General features: G+C 69.0%; 15 protein-coding genes. 7 read left to right on the top strand and 8 right to left on the bottom strand.

Annotated features, from left to right (window positions below):
* Positions 1 to 40: 40 nt before the first annotated feature.
* Both AW270_RS33900 and uvrB read right to left on the bottom strand, forming a co-directional pair.
* Positions 41 to 799, bottom strand: a complete 759-nt coding sequence (locus AW270_RS33900; RefSeq protein WP_061300220.1) for a class I SAM-dependent methyltransferase — start codon at positions 797 to 799, stop codon at positions 41 to 43.
* A gap of 11 nt (positions 800 to 810) precedes the next feature.
* Positions 811 to 2,922 carry an excinuclease ABC subunit UvrB gene (uvrB, locus tag AW270_RS33905; RefSeq protein ID WP_061300221.1) on the bottom strand — a complete coding sequence of 704 codons (2,112 nt, stop codon included), beginning with the start codon at positions 2,920 to 2,922 and terminating at the stop codon, positions 811 to 813.
* Between the two features lie 166 nt (positions 2,923 to 3,088).
* Here uvrB and AW270_RS33910 point away from each other — a divergent pair, with 166 nt between their 5' ends.
* Positions 3,089 to 3,862 carry a sporulation protein gene (locus tag AW270_RS33910; RefSeq protein WP_061300222.1) on the top strand — a complete coding sequence of 258 codons (774 nt, stop codon included), beginning with the start codon at positions 3,089 to 3,091 and terminating at the stop codon, positions 3,860 to 3,862.
* Positions 3,863 to 3,914: 52 nt separating this feature from the next.
* On the opposite strand, the gene AW270_RS33915 is transcribed toward AW270_RS33910, so the two are convergent.
* The 6 genes from AW270_RS33915 to polA all read right to left on the bottom strand — a co-directional run bounded on the left by AW270_RS33915 (position 3,915) and on the right by polA (position 12,196).
* Positions 3,915 to 5,039, bottom strand: a complete 1,125-nt coding sequence (locus tag AW270_RS33915) for an ArsB/NhaD family transporter (RefSeq protein WP_245674998.1) — start codon at positions 5,037 to 5,039, stop codon at positions 3,915 to 3,917.
* Positions 5,040 to 5,265: 226 nt separating this feature from the next.
* On the bottom strand, positions 5,266 to 5,853 hold the full coding sequence (gene coaE / locus AW270_RS33920; RefSeq protein ID WP_061300224.1) for a dephospho-CoA kinase: 588 nt from the start codon (positions 5,851 to 5,853) through the stop codon (positions 5,266 to 5,268).
* On the bottom strand, positions 5,850 to 6,344 hold the full coding sequence (locus tag AW270_RS33925; protein WP_061300225.1) for a GNAT family N-acetyltransferase: 495 nt from the start codon (positions 6,342 to 6,344) through the stop codon (positions 5,850 to 5,852). Before AW270_RS33925 ends, coaE begins: the two co-directional genes overlap by 4 nt.
* A gap of 99 nt (positions 6,345 to 6,443) precedes the next feature.
* A complete protein-coding gene (rpsA, locus tag AW270_RS33930; protein ID WP_061300226.1) occupies positions 6,444 to 7,910 on the bottom strand; it encodes a 30S ribosomal protein S1 in 1,467 nt (488 codons plus the stop codon).
* A 188-nt stretch (positions 7,911 to 8,098) separates the two neighbouring features.
* Complete coding sequence (locus AW270_RS33935; protein WP_245674999.1) at positions 8,099 to 9,205, bottom strand: polysaccharide deacetylase family protein; 1,107 nt, start codon at positions 9,203 to 9,205, stop codon at positions 8,099 to 8,101.
* Between the two features lie 315 nt (positions 9,206 to 9,520).
* Positions 9,521 to 12,196, bottom strand: a complete 2,676-nt coding sequence (gene polA, locus AW270_RS33940; protein WP_082802049.1) for a DNA polymerase I — start codon at positions 12,194 to 12,196, stop codon at positions 9,521 to 9,523.
* A gap of 75 nt (positions 12,197 to 12,271) precedes the next feature.
* On the opposite strand from polA, the gene AW270_RS33945 reads away from it, so the two are divergent.
* The 6 genes from AW270_RS33945 to AW270_RS39760 form a co-directional block, all read left to right on the top strand.
* Positions 12,272 to 12,661: a PaaI family thioesterase gene (locus AW270_RS33945; RefSeq protein WP_157523069.1), complete on the top strand. Its 390-nt coding sequence runs from the start codon at positions 12,272 to 12,274 to the stop codon at positions 12,659 to 12,661.
* 477 nt (positions 12,662 to 13,138) lie between these two features.
* Positions 13,139 to 14,281: a branched-chain amino acid ABC transporter permease gene (locus AW270_RS33950; protein ID WP_245675000.1), complete on the top strand. Its 1,143-nt coding sequence runs from the start codon at positions 13,139 to 13,141 to the stop codon at positions 14,279 to 14,281.
* Positions 14,282 to 14,290: 9 nt separating this feature from the next.
* The gene (locus AW270_RS33955; protein ID WP_061300231.1) at positions 14,291 to 15,280 is read left to right on the top strand and encodes a branched-chain amino acid ABC transporter permease; all 990 of its coding nucleotides are present in this window, start codon (positions 14,291 to 14,293) and stop codon (positions 15,278 to 15,280) included.
* Complete coding sequence (locus AW270_RS33960) at positions 15,270 to 16,193, top strand: ABC transporter ATP-binding protein (RefSeq protein ID WP_061300232.1); 924 nt, start codon at positions 15,270 to 15,272, stop codon at positions 16,191 to 16,193. Before AW270_RS33955 ends, AW270_RS33960 begins: the two co-directional genes overlap by 11 nt.
* Positions 16,190 to 16,969, top strand: coding sequence for an ABC transporter ATP-binding protein (locus tag AW270_RS33965; protein WP_061300233.1), 780 nt, complete (start codon positions 16,190 to 16,192; stop codon positions 16,967 to 16,969). The genes AW270_RS33960 and AW270_RS33965 overlap by 4 nt, the downstream gene beginning before the upstream one ends.
* Before the next feature lie 76 nt (positions 16,970 to 17,045).
* A partial coding sequence (locus AW270_RS39760; protein WP_218009409.1) for a hypothetical protein occupies positions 17,046 to 17,435 on the top strand: 390 nt, incomplete at its 3' end.

The raw sequence follows: 17,435 nt of genomic DNA on the forward strand, positions 1-17,435 counted from the left end.
CTCACCCGCGCCGCTCATCACCGGCACGGGCATCGGCGGGTCACTGGCGTTCGAGGGTGAGCAGGGTGTCGGAGAACTCCGGGGCCGGGGCGCCGGGGTCGGCGGCGACGGCCCGCTCCAGGCGCTGGAAGCCCTCTTCCAGCGCCTCGGGGGTCAGCTGGGAGAAGAACGACAGCGTGCGCAGCCGAAGGCGCTGGAGCACCTCCTCGCGGGTGCCGGAGGAGGGCTGGACCACCGTGCCGAAGTGGGCGACGCGCCAGCCGGCCGAGGTGAAGGTCTCGATCACCTCGTGGAGCGGCTGGAACAGCCCGGCGTCGATCTCGAAGCCGCGCTCGAAGTGTTCCAGCCACCACGGCCGGGGATGGTGGTCGCGGAAGTTGGCGCGCAGTAACAGCCGCCCGCCGGGCCGGAGCACCCTGGCCAGCTCGCGGGCCGCCCGCGGCTTGTCCTGGACGTGGTGCCACGCCAGGAACATGAGCGCGTAGTCGGCGCTGCCGGACGGCACCGGCATCTCCTCGGCGGAGCCCGCCAGATAGCGCACGTCGGGATGGCGGGACTGCTCCTGCGCCACCTCGCGCATCCGCACCGACGGATCGACTCCGACCACCGGCCCGAACGCCTCCGCCAGGGCGGGGGTGAACCGGCCGGTCCCCGAGCCGACGTCGAGCCCGTTCAGGGGCCGCCGCTCGGGGAGCACCGCCGCGAAGGCGTCGATCCACACCTGCCGCTGCCGCTCGGTCAGCGCCCGGCCCCGCGCGTAGTGCCGGTGCTGCTCCTGGTCGTAGTCGACCCGCCTCATCGCCGCTCCCCTCAGCCGACCCCGGCCGTCTTCATGTCGCGGACCTCGCGCTTGAGCTCCTTGATCTCGTCGCGCAGCCGGGCCGCGACCTCGAACTGCAGGTCGGCCGCCGCGGCGTGCATCTGCTCGGTGAGCGACTCGACCAGCGACTCCAGCTGGGCCCGGGGCATCTCCCCCACGATCGCCTTGGCGTGCTGCCCCGCCTGACGGGACTTGAGCCCCGGCACGGGGGCCTTGCCGCGCGACTGCTGCCGGCCGCCGCCGCCGAGGAGCTCGGCCGTGTCGGCGTCCTCCCGGTTGAGCGAGTCGAGGATGTCGGCGATCTTCTTGCGGAGCGGCTGCGGATCGATGCCGGCCGCCTCGTTGTAGGCGACCTGCTTGGCCCGGCGCCGGTTGGTCTCCTCGATCGCCCGCTCCATGCTGGGGGTGATCTTGTCGGCGTACATGTGGACCTGGCCCGAGACGTTACGGGCGGCACGGCCGATCGTCTGGATCAGCGACGTCTCCGACCGCAGGAAGCCCTCTTTGTCGGCGTCGAGGATCGCGACCAGCGACACCTCGGGCAGGTCGAGGCCCTCACGCAGCAGGTTGATGCCGACCAGGACGTCGAACTCGCCCACCCGCAGCTCGCGCAGCAGCTCGATGCGCCGCAGCGTGTCGACCTCGCTGTGCAGGTAGCGGACCCGGATGCCGTTCTCCAGCAGGTAGTCGGTCAGGTCTTCGGACATCTTCTTGGTCAGCGTGGTGACCAGGACCCGCTCGTCGCGGTCGGCGCGGGCGCGGATCTCCTCCATCAGGTCGTCGATCTGGCCCTTCGTCGGCTTGATCACGACCTCGGGGTCGACCAGCCCGGTCGGGCGGATGACCAGCTCGACGAACTCGCCCTTCGCCCGGCCCAGTTCGTAGGGGCCCGGGGTGGCCGACAGGTAGACCGTCTGGCCGATGCGGCCGAGGAACTCCTCCCACTTCAGCGGGCGGTTGTCCATCGCCGACGGCAGGCGGAACCCGTGGTCGACCAGGGTGCGCTTGCGGGAGGCGTCGCCTTCGTACATCGCGCCGATCTGCGGGACGGTCTGGTGGGACTCGTCGAGGACCAGCAGGAAGTCTTCGGGGAAGTAGTCGAGCAGGGTGTAAGGAGCCGTGCCGGCCTCGCGGCCGTCGATGTGGCGGGAGTAGTTCTCGATGCCGGAGCACGAGCCGATCTGGCGCATCATCTCGATGTCGTAGGTCGTCCGCATGCGCAGGCGCTGGGCCTCCAGCAGCTTGTTCTGGCCCTCCAGCTCGGCCAGCCGCTCGGACAGCTCGCGCTCGATGCCGTTGATCGCGCGCTCCATGCGCTCGGGACCAGCCACGTAGTGGGACGCCGGGAAGATGTAGAGCTCGGTGTCCTCGGTGATCACCTCGCCGGTGAGCGGGTGGAGGGTGGCGAGCTTCTCGACCTCGTCGCCGAACATCTCGATGCGGACGGCGAGCTCCTCGTACTGAGGGATGATCTCGATCGTGTCGCCGCGGACCCGGAACGTGCCCCGGGTGAAGGCGAGGTCGTTGCGGGCGTACTGCATGTCGACCAGGCGGCGGAGCAGGCGGTCGCGCTCGATCTCCTGGCCGACCTTCAGGCGCAGCATGCGGTCGACGTATTCCTGCGGGGTGCCCAGGCCGTAGATGCACGACACCGAGGCGACCACGATCGTGTCGCGGCGGGTCAGCAGCGAGTTGGTCGCCGAGTGGCGCAGCCGCTCGACCTCCTCGTTGATCGAGGAGTCCTTCTCGATGTAGGTGTCGCTCTGCGGGACGTAGGCCTCGGGCTGGTAGTAGTCGTAGTAGCTGACGAAGTATTCGACGGCGTTGTTGGGCAGCATCTCGCGCAGCTCGTTGGCGAACTGGGCCGCGAGCGTCTTGTTGGGCTGCATCACCAGAGCGGGCCGCTGGAGCTTCTCCACCAGCCACGCGACGGTCGCCGTCTTACCGGTTCCGGTCGCGCCGAGGAGGACGGTGTCCTTGTCCCCCGCGCCCACGCGGCGCTCCAGCTCGGCGATCGCGGCTGGTTGGTCACCGGACGGCGACATCTCTGTGACGACCTGGAAGGGCGCCACCTTGCGCTGCAAATCTGTTACCGGCCTCACGCCTCCATAACCTACGCGGCCCCACCGACAATTCCGGGGTCACCCGTTTGCAAGCGGGCGGCAAGTCAGCCTCGTTAGGTTACGTTCGCACCAGGTTGGGGAACCCGGCGGCCCGAACCGGCCGTTAGAGCGATCAACCGTCACAATTCAGTAGGAGCCTCCTGAAATGGTCTTCCGCAAGCTCATGGCCGCCTTCGGGGCCGGCGTCGAGGTCGACACCGTTCTCGCCACCTCGACCGTCCGTCCCGGCGACACCCTCTCCGGCCAGGTCAACTTCGTGGGTGGCGGCAGCGACTACAACGTCGAGGGCATCTTCATCGACTTCACCGCCGTCGTCGAGGTCGAGAGCGGCGACAGCGAATACCACGCCAACTACAGCTTCCTGCGCCAGCAGGTCGCCGGGCCGTTCCACCTGACCGCCGGCGCCCGCCACGCCGCGCCGTTCCAGATCCCGGTCCCGTGGGAGACCCCGATCAGCGCCATCGGCGGCCACCCGCTGCGCGGCATGAAGCTCGGCGTGAAGACCGAGCTCTCGCTGGCCGGCGCCCTCGACAAGGGCGACCTCGACCCGCTGTTCGTCACCCCGCTGCCCATCCAGGAACACCTGATCATGGCGCTCGACCGCCAGGGCTTCCGGTTCAGCAAGGCCGACCTCGAGCGCGGCACCCTCCAGGGCTCCCGCATGCCGTTCTACCAGGAGATCGAGTACTACGCCGGTCCCCAGTGGAGCCGCCACTTCAACGCGCTGGAGCTGACCTTCATCACCAGCCCCCACGCGGTCGACGTCATCCTCGAGGCCGACAAGCGCGGCGGTTTCATGAGCTCGGGCCACGACACCTACAACCGCTTCACGGTCCCCCTCAACGGCAACCTGGGCGCGGCCGAGCAGGCCCTCAACAACGGCCTCCACCAGATGGCCCAGCGCCGCGGCTGGTTCTGAAGACCTTTACTTCTCGGTACGGCTTCCGCCCCGCGCGGAGGCCGTTCTCCGTTCACCGGCCAAGAACCAGCACTCCGAACCCGACGCAGCAGACCGCCAGCCCCAGCCCGGTCGCCATGAACCTGGCCACCGGCACCCGCAGCCCGAACCGCCGGCACTGCTCGAACCACAGCAGGGTGGCCAGCGACCCCCAGGGCGTCACGATCGTCCCGGCGTTGGTGCCGATGAGCAGCGCCAGGACGACCCCCGTATCCTCAGGCGGGAGGCCCCGCTCGACCGCGACATAAGCGGGCAGGTTGTTGACCACGTTCCCCAGCCCGCCCCCGAGGGCCGCCACGGCGAACGGGTCGCCGCCCGCGACGCCGTCGAGCACCCCCCGGGCCTCCAGCGCCCCCACGACCAGGAACAGCCCGGTCACGAACACCAGCAGCCCCCACGGGATCAGCCCGAACGACAGCCGCCCCCGGTCCCGCCACGCGAACACCCCGACCGCCACGACCGCCGACACCACGGCGGCCACCTCGATCGGCACCCCGCCCAGCACCGCCAGCGCGAACGCCAGACAGGCCGCCGCCAGCACCCGGAACACGACCGGATCCCCGATGTCCACCTTCTCCGGCAGCGTGTACGAAGGCGGATGCCGCCGCCAGTAGAAGACCCACAGGAACACGGCCGTGCACGCGAGGATCACGACCTGGGGCAGCCACATGCGCCCCGCGAACTCCAGCGGCGGCAACTCCAGCCGGTCGGCGGCCAGCAGGTTCGTGAGGTTGGAGACCGGCAGCAGCAGGCTGGCGGTGTTGGCCAGCCAGACGGTCGTCATCGCCAGAGGCAGCCCAGGGATCCCGGCCCGCCCCGCCATGGCCAGCAGAACCGGCGTGAGCAGGACCGCCGTGGTGTCGAGGTTCAGGAAGACCGTGCAGACGGCCGCGAACCCGAAACAGACCCCGAAGAGCGCCGGATACCGCCCGCGCCCGGCCCGGGCCAGCGCCGCCGCGACGACGTCGAAGACCCGCGCCTCCTTGGCCAGCTCCGCCAGCACGATCACCGCGCAGAGGAACACCAGCAGCGGCGCGATCCGCCGGAGACTGCTCTCGGCCGCCTCCCACGGAAGAACCCCGGTCACCAGGCAGACCAGCCCGACCAGCAGCAGCCCGCCCCGAACCCAGTCAAGCACCCGCAACCGCTTCAGCACCGGACCCCAACCCGCTCGCCCACCCCATGAGCCCCACGGATCGTGACCGGCCCCGGCGAAAGATTGTGCCCGACCCGGGAACGGTCCCGACGGCGGACCCGGCGACTCAGGGGCCATCGGTACGCCGTGTGTTCGGCAGCTGGTGGAACAGCCACAGCCTGGGCTGCCTTCCCGGCAAGGACCTACCTGGCCCGATCCGGAACCCGTGCTAGGCGGAGGTCAGCCGGGCCCACAGTTCGTCTATCTGGCGATCCAGGTCTTCGATCGTGCCGTTGTTGTCGATCACGGTGTCGGCCACCGCCAGCCGGTCCTCGCGGGAGGCCTGGGCGGCGATGCGGGCGCGGGCGTCCGGCTCGGACATGCCCCGGGTCTCGCCGAGCCGTCTGATCCGGACCTCGTCGTCCGTGTCCACGACGATCACCTGGTCGAACGTCGGGGCCAGGTGGTTCTCCGCCAGGAGCGGCACGTCGTAGACGATCACACCGCCGGGCGGGGTCTCGTCCAGGACCTGCTGGACGCGGGCGCCGACCTTCGGGTGGACGATCCCGTTGAGGATCTCCAGCTTGGCCGGGTCGGAGAAGACGATCGAGCCGAGTCTCGGGCGGTCGAGGGAGCCGTCGGGGCGCAGGATCTCTCTCCCGAAGGCGGCCACCACCTCGGCCAGGCCCACGGTCCCGGGTTCGACGACCTCGCGGGCGATCTGGTCGGCGTCGATGACGACCGCGCCGCGTTCGGCCAGACGCCTGCTGACCTCGCTCTTGCCCGACCCGATGCCGCCGGTGAGCCCGACCCTCACGACGCGATCCGGCGCATGTGCACCATCGTCAGGTGGTCCTGAACGCGCTCGCGGCGGGTCTCGCCGTAGCCCAGGCGCTTGTAGAGGCGCAGGTTGGCGTCGGACAGGTGGCCGGTGAACAGGTCGAAGGCGCGGACGTCCGGGAACTCCTCGGCCACCTGCTCGTGGAGGGCGTCCAGGAGGGCGGTGCCGATGCCCTCGCCCTGGCGGTCGGGGGCCACGACGAGGCGGCCGACGACGCAGGCACGGCCACTATTCGTGCCGGGGGTCAGGTCGGCGACCAGTCCTCGCACGACGCCGACGACGCGGCCGCCGTCGACGGCCTTCAGCAGGACGGCGCTCTCGATGGCCTTGCGGAGCTGTTCGAGAGACTCGATCAGGGGGGCGATGAAGGGGTCGCCGTAGAGCTGGGCCTCGCTGACGTAGGCCGCGCGCTGGACGGTGAGGATCTCCCCGGCGTCGGAGGGTTCGGCGCGCTTGATCGTGACCATCGCGCCACCCTACCGGCTCCGGCGCCTTTACAAAGTAGATCTCGCACGGACGGCAAAAAACCCCGCCCACCGGAGTGGACGGGGCTTTTCGGAGAGCTGTTAGCTCTGGCCGCCCGCGAGCTTCTCGCGGAGCGCCGCCAGGGCCTCGTCGGAGGCGAGCGCGCCGCCCGTCGACTGGGTGGCGGTCTGGGTCTCGCCGGTGTAGGAGGAAGGCGCGGCCTCGTTGGCCTCGGCGTCCTCGGCACGGGCCTGCTCGACCTGCTTCTTGTGGGCCTCGAAGCGGGTCTGGGCCTCGGCGTACTGCCGCTCCCACTCCTCGCGCTGCTTGTCGAAGCCCTCGAGCCACTCGCCGGTCTCGGCGTCGAAGCCCTCGGGGTAGATGTAGTTCCCCTGGTCGTCGTACGTCGCGGCCATGCCGTAGAGCGTCGGGTCGAACTCGACGTCGACGCCGGCGTTCTCGTTCGCCTGCTTCAGCGAGAGGGAGATGCGGCGACGGTCGAGGTCGATGTCGATGATCTTCACGAAGATCTCGTCGCCGACCTGGACGACCTGCTCGGGGATCTCCACGTGACGCTCGGCCAGCTCGGAGATGTGGACCAGGCCCTCGATGCCCTCCTCGACCCGGACGAACGCGCCGAACGGCACCAGCTTGGTGACGCGGCCCGGCACGACCTGGCCGATCTGGTGGGTGCGGGCGAACTGCTGCCACGGGTCTTCCTGGGTCGCCTTCAGCGACAGGGAGACGCGCTCGCGCTCCATGTCGACGTCGAGGACCTCGACCGTGACCTCCTGGCCGACCTCGACGACCTCGGAGGGGTGGTCGATGTGCTTCCAGGACAGCTCGGACACGTGGACCAGACCGTCGACGCCGCCAAGGTCGACGAAGGCGCCGAAGTTGACGATCGAGGACACGACGCCCTTGCGGACCTGGCCCTTCTGGAGGGTGTTGAGGAAGGTCTGGCGGACCTCGGACTGGGTCTGCTCCAGCCACGCGCGCCGCGACAGAACCACGTTGTTGCGGTTCTTGTCGAGCTCTATGATCTTGGCCTCGAGTTCACGGCCGACGTAGGGCTGCAGGTCGCGCACGCGCCGCATCTCGACCAGGGACGCCGGGAGGAAGCCACGCAGGCCGATGTCGAGGATGAGACCACCCTTGACAACTTCGATGACCGTGCCGGTGACGATGCCGTCCTCGTCCTTGATCTTCTCGATCGTGCCCCAGGCGCGCTCGTACTGGGCGCGCTTCTTGGACAGGATCAGACGGCCTTCCTTGTCCTCCTTCTGGAGAACCAGGGCCTCGACGTGCTCGCCGACCTCGACGACCTCAGCGGGGTCGACGTCGTGCTTGATCGAAAGCTCGCGCGAGGGGATGACACCCTCGGTCTTGTAGCCGATGTCGAGCAAGACCTCGTCTCGATCGACCTTGACGACGGTGCCTTCGACGATGTCGCCATCGTTGAAGTACTTGATGGTCTCGTCGATCGCGGCGAGGAAGGCCTCCTCGGAACCGATGTCGTTGACCGCTACCTGCGGGGTGTTCGAGGTGGCCTCAGTGCTGCTCGTCATGTGTGGAATTGCTCCGAACCGGACAGATGTCGTTGTGTCGAGGCGCAGCAGGCCTGCTTCGTTCAAGCCGGGGATCAGGATTGAGCGAGCGCGAGCCCGCTCCCTTCGAGGCGCGCGCGAGCCCACAGCGCAGCGATCAGCATATGAGACCAGGCGAGCGCGGTCAATCCGAAGGCTCGGTACGCAGCTTAATAGTAGATAACCTTTTTGCCACGCTTTGACGCAAGTTTTAAACGATGTTGGCGTGGCGCGGAGAGACTGCCGGGGTCACCGTCGGCCGTGTAGCGCTCATCCGGATGATCGTCGAGCCACTTCAGCCAATAGGTCGAACACCACTTGCGGCAGTCGCCGGCCAGCCCGTTCGACTGGATCCGCTGGATTTCACGGGGATCGTACCCCTTCGCGAACGGCGAATTCGACGGCTCGGCCCCGGCCAGGAAGACGCCCTCGTACCGGTACTTGCTGCCGTCCCACGACCCGCCGCGCCCCAAGGAGCCCTTTCTCGGACGTGACCCGAAAGGGAGGGCGAACGTGGCGAAATCAGATACCCCGAGCTTCTTGAGCAGCCGCTCCCCCCGCACGATCTGCTCGCTGACCTTCTTGTTGGACAGGCTCCGCAGATCCTGGTGGGACCACGTGTGGTTGGCGACCTCGAAGCCGTGGTCGAGCAGCCACCGGACCCCCGCCTTCTGGGCGTCCTCCCCCTTCAGACCGAAGGGCTCGCGGTTGACGTAGAAGGTGGCGACGGGCCGGAACGAGGGGAACTTCCTGGCCACGTCGAAGATCACCGCCACGGCGGTGTCCTTCATCGGACGGCCGTCGGCGTCGAGCGCGAAGTGGCTGGGGTTCCCGTCGTCGAAGGTGAGCACGACCGGATGGGCCCCGGCGGCGATGTCCATCCGGCCCTCGACGAACTCGGCGGCGGTCACCGGCACGTACCCGGCCCGCGCCAGCCGCTCCAGCTCGACCCGTAACTGCTTGGGCGTGCGGTCGATCGAGGCGCTGCGGTCCCACCGGATCCGGTGGTACATGAGCACCGGGACGAGCCCGAGCTCGTTGGCCCCGGCCGCCCTGGCCGACTCCTCGGTCGCCTGCACGGGGGCCGGGAGCGCGAACCCGGGTAACGCGGGCTTGGCCGGGGGCGGCGGCTCCTGCTCGGCCTTCTTCTGGGCCTCGGAGTGGGGCACCACGGTGCGGGGCGGCGAGACCGGCCCCCGCATGAGCGAGAGCGCGATCAGGCCGAGCGTGACCACCACGACATTGGCCACACCTGTGATCGACACAACCTTCCGCACAGTCACCCGACTCTAGTCGCGATCAGGCCCTCGAACGAGGCGAAAGCCCCGCAAAGCCGCGGCCATAGCCAGGGGATTCACCTCACGACCCACCACCGCCCCCACCTCCAGCCTCGACATCGACTCGCAGCCAAGGGCCGAACCCGAAGCCGAAAGCCAAGTCGGACCCCCGGAGCTGCCAGCGGGTCCGCCGCCCGGCGGTCGCTCGTCGGCAGGACCTCCGTCGTCTGGGGGCGCGGCGGAGCGGCCGGTCGGCGCCGGGGACGGCGGGCGGTGCCGGGGTGGGCGGAGCCGTGACGGAAGAGGCGTTTGTCCTTAGTGGCCGGCGTCCTGCCAGTTGGAGCCGACGCCGACCGACACGTCGAGGGGGACGGTGAGCTCGTAGGCGGCGGCCATCTCCTTCACGACCACCTGGCGCAGGTCGTCGAGCTCCCCCGGGTGGACCTCGAAGACGAGTTCGTCGTGGACCTGGAGGAGCATCCGCGACCGCATCCCGGAGATCGCCCGCTGCACGTTGAGCATCGCGACCTTGATGATGTCGGCGGCGCTGCCCTGGATCGGGGCGTTGAGGGCCATGCGTTCGGCCATCTCGCGGCGCTGGCGGTTGTCGCTGGTCAGGTCGGGCAGGTAGCGGCGGCGGCCGAGGATGGTGGAGGTGTAGCCGTCGGTGCGGGCCTGGGCGACGATCGCGTTGAGGAAGTCGCGGATGCCGCCGAACTCCTCGAAGTACTCGTCTTTCAGAGCGCGGGCCTCGGCGACCGGGATGTTGAGCTGGCCCGACAGGCCGAAGTCGCTGAGGCCGTAGGCCAGGCCGTAGTTCATCGCCTTGATCTTGGCGCGCATCTCGCCCGTGACCGCCTCGGGCGTGGTGTCGAAGACCTTGGCGGCGGTGGCGGCGTGGAAGTCGTGGCCCGAGCCGAAGGCCTCGACGAGCGAGCGGTCGCCGCTCAGGTGGGCCATGATGCGCAGCTCGATCTGGCTGTAGTCGGCCGTCAGCAGGGTCTCGTAGCCGGGGCCGACGACGAAGCCCTTGCGGATGCGGCGGCCCTCGGCGGTCCGGATCGGGATGTTCTGCAGGTTGGGCTTCTCCGACGACAGGCGGCCGGTCGCGGCGATGATCTGGTTGAACGTGGTGTGGATGCGGCCGTCGTCGGCGATCTCCTTGATCAGGCCCTCGACCGTCGTGCGCAGCTTCTGCTGGTCGCGGTGGCGGAGCATGATCGTGGGGAGCTCGTGGTCGGTCTGGGTGGCCAGCCAGGCGAGCTGGTCGGCGTCGGTGCTGTAGCCGGTCTTGATCTTCTTGGTCTTCGGCAGGTTGAGCCGCTCGAAGAAGATCTCCTGGAGCTGCTTGGGCGAGCCCAGGTTGAACTGCTCCCCCACGGCCGCGTGGGCAGCGTCGACGGCGAACTTCACCTCGGCGGCGAACTCGGCCTCCAGGGCGGCGAAGTAGTCGCCGTCGGCGGCGATGCCGGCCCGCTCGATCTCGGCCAGCACCCGGACCAGCGGGAGCTCCACGTCGGTCACCAGGCGGGTGCCGCCGCGCTCGGACAGGTGGCTCTCCAGCGCCTCGGCCAGGTCGAGGACGGCCACCGCCTTCATCGCCAGGTCGCGGGCGGCCATGTCGTCGGCGTCGTCGAACAGGCTGGTCTGGCCGTTGGTGTCGGCGGTGTTGGTCAGAGTCCGGTGGAGGTAGCGCAGCACCAGGTCGTCGAGCGGGAACGAGCGCTGGCCGGGCATCGCCAGGTAGGCGGCCAGGGCGGTGTCGCAGGTGAGGCCGCGCAGGTCGTAGCCCTGGGCCCACAGGCCGAGCAGCGGGCCCTTGCTGTCGTGGACGGCCTTCTCGACCGACTCGTCGGCCAGCCAGGCGGCCAGGTCGGCCTCGTCGTCGGCGGTGAGCTGGGTCAGGTCGAGGTAGGCGGCGGTGCCCCCGGCGGCGGCGAAGGCGATCGCGTCGACGCGGCCGGTGCCGCTGCCCCAGGAGCCGGCGAAGGCCAGGGCGGTGCGGCCGGCCGCGAGGGTGCCGAGCCAGGCGGCCAGGCCGCCGGGCTGGAGGGTGACGATCTCGGCCTCGAAGCCGCCCTCGACCTCGGGCTCGGCGGTGCCGAGGACCTTGAACAGGCGCTCGCGCAGCTCGCCCCGGATCTGGAGGCTGTCGAGGATCTTGTTGAGCTCCTCGCGGTCCCACTGGCCCATGACCAGGGCCGCGGGCTCGGCGTCGAGGGCGACGTCACGGCGCAGCTCGGTGAGCATGCGGTTGTGGATCACCTGGCCGAGGTGCTCGCGGAGCTTGTCGCCGACCTTGCCCTTGACCTCGTCGGCCCGGCGGACCAGTTCGTCGAGCGAGCCGAACTCGCTGATCCACTTGGTCGCGGTCTTCTCGCCCACGCTGGGGATCGACGGCAGGTTGTCGCTGGGGTCGCCGCGCAGGGCGGCGAAGTCGGGATACTGGTTTGGGGTCAGGCCGTATTTCTCGACCACCGCGTCGGGGGTGAACCGGGTCATGTCGCTGATGCCCCGCCGGGTCATCAGGACGGTCACCTTCGGGTCGACCAGCTGGAGGGCGTCGCGGTCGCCGGTGACGATCAGCACGTCCATGCCCTCACCGGAGGCGCGGGTGGCCAGGGTGGCGATCAGGTCGTCGGCCTCGTAGCCCGCCAGGGACAGGTGGGGCACCTTCATCACGTCGAGCAACTCGTAGATGAGCTGCATCTGACCGCGGAAGTCCTCGGGCGTCTCGGAGCGGTTGGCCTTGTAGGCGGCGAAGGCCTCGTGACGGAAGGTCGGCTCACTCCGGTCGAAGCAGACCACCAGGTGGGTCGGCGCCTCGTCGCGCATGATGTTGGTCAGCATCGACAGGAAGCCGTAGACCGCCTCGGTGTGCTGGCCGTCGGTCGTCATGAGGTTGGCGTCCTTCAGCGCGTAGAACGCCCGGTAGGCCAGCGAGTGGCCGTCAAGCAGCAGCAGGCGGGGGGTCTCTTCGGTCTTCGGCACGCTCAGAGCCTAGTCTCCCCCTACGACAGAACCACCCGGAAAGGAAGAGCCTTGACCCAAGAGCTCGTCACGCTGATGAACGCCGCCGGAACGGGTCATCTGCAAGATCGGATGGGCATCGAGTTCCTCGAGGTGACGGCCGAGAAGGTGGTCGCGCGGATGCCGGTCGAGGGCAACACCCAGCCGTTCGGGCTGCTGCACGGCGGCGCCTCGGTGGTGCTGGCCGAGACGGTCGGCTCGATCGCGGCGATGTACCAGGCGGGCGAGGGCCGGGCCGCGGTCGGCATCGAGATCAGCGCCACCCATCACCGGTCGGCCAAAGCGGGCTGGGTCACCGGCACCGCCACCCCTCTCCACCAGGGGCGCACGCTGGCGACGTACCAGATCGAGGTGGTCGACGACGAGGGCCGCCGGGTGTGCACCTCGCGGCTGACCTGCATGCTCCGGGACCTGCCGAAGTCCTGACCCGAAAGCTGACACAACAGCCCCAACGGTCGCTACCGTTGGGTGCCGAGGGCCCGTGGTGAGCCGAGTAGACAACGTGCGGCACCGGGGAAGTGCCGGACGGCCCCAAAGGCCACCGCGGGCCCTTCGCATCCTCTGACATTTCGGCCCCCCACCTGCGCCGACTTTTGCCAACGCCGACGACACAGGCAGGTCACCGATTGGTGACGAACTGTCCGTAACCGGGCGTTCGGCTCTATGCTCCGGCCATTACACCGTGGACCTATCACGGTGTCCCGTGTTCGGGATGGCGAGGCACAACCCCGTCATGACCTACGAGGAGCACCATTGCGCAGAGCCGTGATCGCGTTCACGGCCTTCATGGGTGGACTCATTCTCGTCTTCTTGGCCGGAGCGTCCACAGCGTGGGCCGAAGGCGAAGAGGTCAGAGGCACACTCAGACTCCAAGGCCAGCCTGTTCAAGGCGTGAAAATCACCGTGACGTCCGACGCTGACGCGCCCGTCGGAGACGCCACGACCGGAGCGGATGGGACCTGGAGTGTTCCCATCGAGAAGGCCGGTTCGTACAAGGTGACGCTGGACCAGGCCACCCTTCCTGCGGGGAAAGCGCTCCGGGACCCCAACCGGGGGACGCTGACCGTCCAGGTTTTCGAGGGCAACGCCCGCAACGTGCTGTTCGGATTGGTCGACGCGAACGCCCCGCCCAAGGGGCAGGACGGTGGAGGCGGCGGAAGTTCCTACTGGGACCGGGTCGCCCAGCTCGTCTTCGAAGGCCTCAACCTCGGTTTGATCATCGCGCTCGGCGCGGTCGGCCTGTCACTGATCTTCGGTACCACTGGATTGACCAACTTCGCCCACGGTGAGCTGCTCACCATCGGCGCCTTTCTCGCGTTCTTCTTCAACACCGTCCTCGGCCTGCACCTGCTGGTCGCGGCGCCCATCGCGCTGGTGATCGCGGCGGCCTTCGGCTGGGGGCAGGACCGGTTCTTCTGGGGCCAGCTCCGGCGCCGCAAGACCGGCCTGATCTCCATGATGATCATCTCGATCGGCCTCGCGCTGTTCCTGCGGGCGCTGCTGCTGTTCCTGTTCGGCGGCGGCGGCGAGTCCTACGACCAGTACGTCGCCCAGGCCGGCATCCAGATCGGCCCGATCTCGGCCACGCCCAAGAGCCTCATCGCCATGGGCATCGAGATCGCGGTGCTGATCGCGGTGGGCCTCGCGCTGACGTACACCCGGCTCGGGAAGGCGACCCGCGCGGTCGCCGACAACCCGGCGCTGGCCTCGTCGTCGGGCATCAACGTCGACCGGGTCATCCGGATCGTCTGGGCGGCCGGCACCTGCATCGCCGCGCTGGCGGGCATCCTGCTCGGCACCACCCAGAACCTGAACTTCCAGATGGGTCAGCAGATCCTCCTGCTGATGTTCGCCGGCGTCACCCTCGGCGGCCTGGGCACCGCGTACGGCGCCCTCGTCGGCTCGCTGGTCGTCGGCATGTTCGTCCAGGTCTCCACGCTGTGGATCCCGCCGGAGATGAAGACCATCGGCGCGCTGGTCGTGTTGATCATCGTGCTCATGGTCCGGCCGCAGGGCATTCTCGGCCGTCGCGAGCGGATCGGTTAGGAGGCACACATGGACTGGACACTCATCATCAGCCGTGCCGTCGAAGCCGGCATCGGCTCCGAGGCGATCATCTACGCCCTGGCGGCGATCGGCCTCAACGTGCAGTTCGGCTACACCGGCCTGCTGAACTTCGGCCAGGCGGGCTTCCTGGCCATCGGCGCCTATTCCATCGCGGTGACCGTCGCCACCTTCGGCCTGCCCTTCTTCCTGGGCGTCGGCATCGGCCTGCTGCTGGCCGCCGTGCTGGCGCTGCTGCTGGGCATCCCGACCCTGCGGCTGCGGGCCGACTATCTCGCCATCGTCACCATCGCGGCGGCGGAGATCGTCCGTCTCGTCGTGCGGTCGGTCGCGCTGTCGGACACCTTCGGCGGCACCGACGGCCTCCAGGCCTTCTCGGGGTCCTTCTACGACATGAACCCCTATCCCCCCGGCGAATACGGCATCCCGCCGATCATCGGGTTCGACAACCGGTCGATGTGGGTGCTGACGGTCGGCTGGGTGCTGGTCGCCATCGCGTCGTTCATCCTGTTCATGGCGATGAAGAGCCCGTGGGGACGTGTGCTCAAGGCGATCCGTGAAGACGAGGACGCCGTGCGCAGCCTCGGCAAGAACGTGTTCTCGTACAAGATGCAGGCGCTGGTCATCGGTGGCGTCATCGGTTCGATGGCGGGGTTCATCTTCGCCCTGAGCCGGTCGGCCGTGCAGCCCGACCTGTACTCGACCGACCTGACGTTCTACGCCTACACCGTGCTGATCCTCGGCGGCGCGGCCCGGATCCTGGGCCCGATCGTCGGTTCGATGCTGTTCTGGCTGCTGCTCATCCTCATCGGCACCGGGCTCGAGAACGCCGTCAACACCGGCACGATCACCTTCATCACGGTCAACCAGGTCGGCGCGATCCGCCTGATGCTCGTCGGCCTCGGACTCATACTGCTGCTGATCTACCGGCCGCAGGGCATCTTCGGGGACAAGAGGGAGATCTCACTCGATGCACGCTGAATCGCTCCCGGCCGGCAAGACGGCGGCCCTGAAGGCCTTCGAGGGCATGGCAGCCGAACCCGGCGTCGCCAAGCCCGACCCGATCCTCGTCGTCGACAACGTGGTGCGCCGTTTCGGCGGTCTCACCGCGGTCAACGTCAACCACGTCGAGATCCAGCGGGGCAGCATCACCGCCCTGATCGGCCCCAACGGCGCCGGCAAGACGACGTTCTTCAACCAGCTCACCGGCTTCGACACCGCCGACGAGGGTCAGTGGACCTTCAACGGCCGGAACATGAACGGGGTCTCGGCCTACAAGGTCGCCCGTCAGGGCATGGTCCGCACGTTCCAGCTCACCAAGGCGCTCTCGAAGCTCACGGTGATCGAGAACATGCGGCTGGGGGCCCAGGCACAGCGGGGTGAGAACTTCTTCCGCGGCCTGTTCCCGGCCCTGTGGCGCGGCCAGGAGGACGAGATCACTCTCCAGGCCGAGGAGCTGCTCGAACGCTTCAAGCTCGACGCCAAGCGCGACGACTTCGCCGGCAGCCTCTCGGGCGGCCAGCGCAAGCTGCTGGAGATGGCCCGCGCCCTCATGGGCAAGCCCGAGCTGGTCATGCTCGACGAGCCGATGGCCGGTGTGAACCCGGCCCTGACGCAGTCGCTGCTCGGCCACGTGAAGAACCTGCGCGAGCTCGGGATGACGGTCCTGTTCGTCGAGCACGACATGGACATGGTCCGCGACATCTCCGACTGGGTCATCGTGATGGCCCAGGGCCAGGTCATCGCCGAGGGCCCGCCCGACAGCGTCATGTCCGACCACCGGGTCGTGGACGCCTACCTCGGCGCCCACCACGACGCCCCGCTCTCGGCCGAGGAAGAGGAGCGCCAGCTCCACGAGGCCGAGGCCGAGCTGGAGAAGGAGGTCAAGGAATGAGCGCCGCCGACTCGAACGTGATCGTCGACCGCTCGGCCCACGTCGCCGCCGCCGGGCAGGCGCTGCTGCGCTGCGACGAGCTGCTGGCCGGCTACCTGCCGGGCGTGAACATCCTCAACGGCGCCGACCTCTACGTGAACGACGGCGAGCTGATCGGCATCATCGGCCCCAACGGCGCCGGCAAGTCGACCCTGCTCAAGGCGCTGTTCGGGCTCGTGGAGGTCCGGTCGGGCTCGATCACGCTCAAGGGCGAGAACATCACCGGCCTGAAGGCCCACGCGCTCGTGGAGCGCGGGGTCGGTTTCGTGCCGCAGACCAACAACGTGTTCCCGTCGCTGAGCGTCGAGGAGAACCTGGAGATGGGCGCCTTCCAGACGCCCAAGAAGTTCAAGGAACGCTTCGAGTTCGTCTGCGAGATCTTCCCCGCCCTCCTGGAGCGCCGCAAGCAGCGGGCCGGCTCCCTGTCGGGCGGCGAGCGCCAGATGGTCGCCATGGGGCGCGCCCTCATGACCGAGCCTTCCGTCCTGCTGCTGGACGAGCCCTCGGCGGGTCTGTCGCCCAAGCTGCAGGACCTGGTGTTCATCCAGGCCCAGCAGATCAACCGGGCCGGGGTGACCGTGATCATGGTCGAGCAGAACGCCCGCCGCTGCCTGCAGATCTGCGACCGCGGCTACGTGCTGGACCAGGGCCGCAACGCCTACACCGCCACCGGCAAGGAACTCATCAAGGACCCGAAGGTCATCGAGCTCTACCTGGGGACGCTGGCCCGCGCCTGACGTCTCCCCCTCGAAGAGGCCACCGGGTCGTCCCGGTGGCCTCTTCTGGTCTCCGTACCGGAAAGGGGCCCCGCCCATGCCGAGCCGCCTGCTCGCCGCCCTCTCCCTCGCGGCGCTGGCCGCGTGCGCGTCCGCGCCCCCTTCCCCTCCCCCGGCGGCGGCCTCGACGGACATGTACGTCACCGGCGCCGACCCCGCCGACGACCCCTGCGCGCGGGTGGTCTCGGCCCTGGGCTTCGCCGAGCACACCCTGAACCCGGCGGGACAGGAGGACAGCCAGGAGTTCGGCGAGGGCGTGCGGGGGCGGATCGCGTACGTGGAGGGCGTCGTCCTCAGCTACGGCGCGAGGCTGCCGGCCGAACTGGCGGAGCACACGGCGACGCTGAGGCGGACGAGCCGGGAGCTGGCGCCCGCCGCGACGCCCCACGACAAAGCGGTGGCGTCGCTGAAGGAATGGCGGGCGGCC

The organism is Herbidospora cretacea (assembly GCF_001570605.1).
In the GTDB taxonomy this organism is placed as follows: Bacteria; Actinomycetota; Actinomycetes; order Streptosporangiales; family Streptosporangiaceae; genus Herbidospora; species Herbidospora cretacea.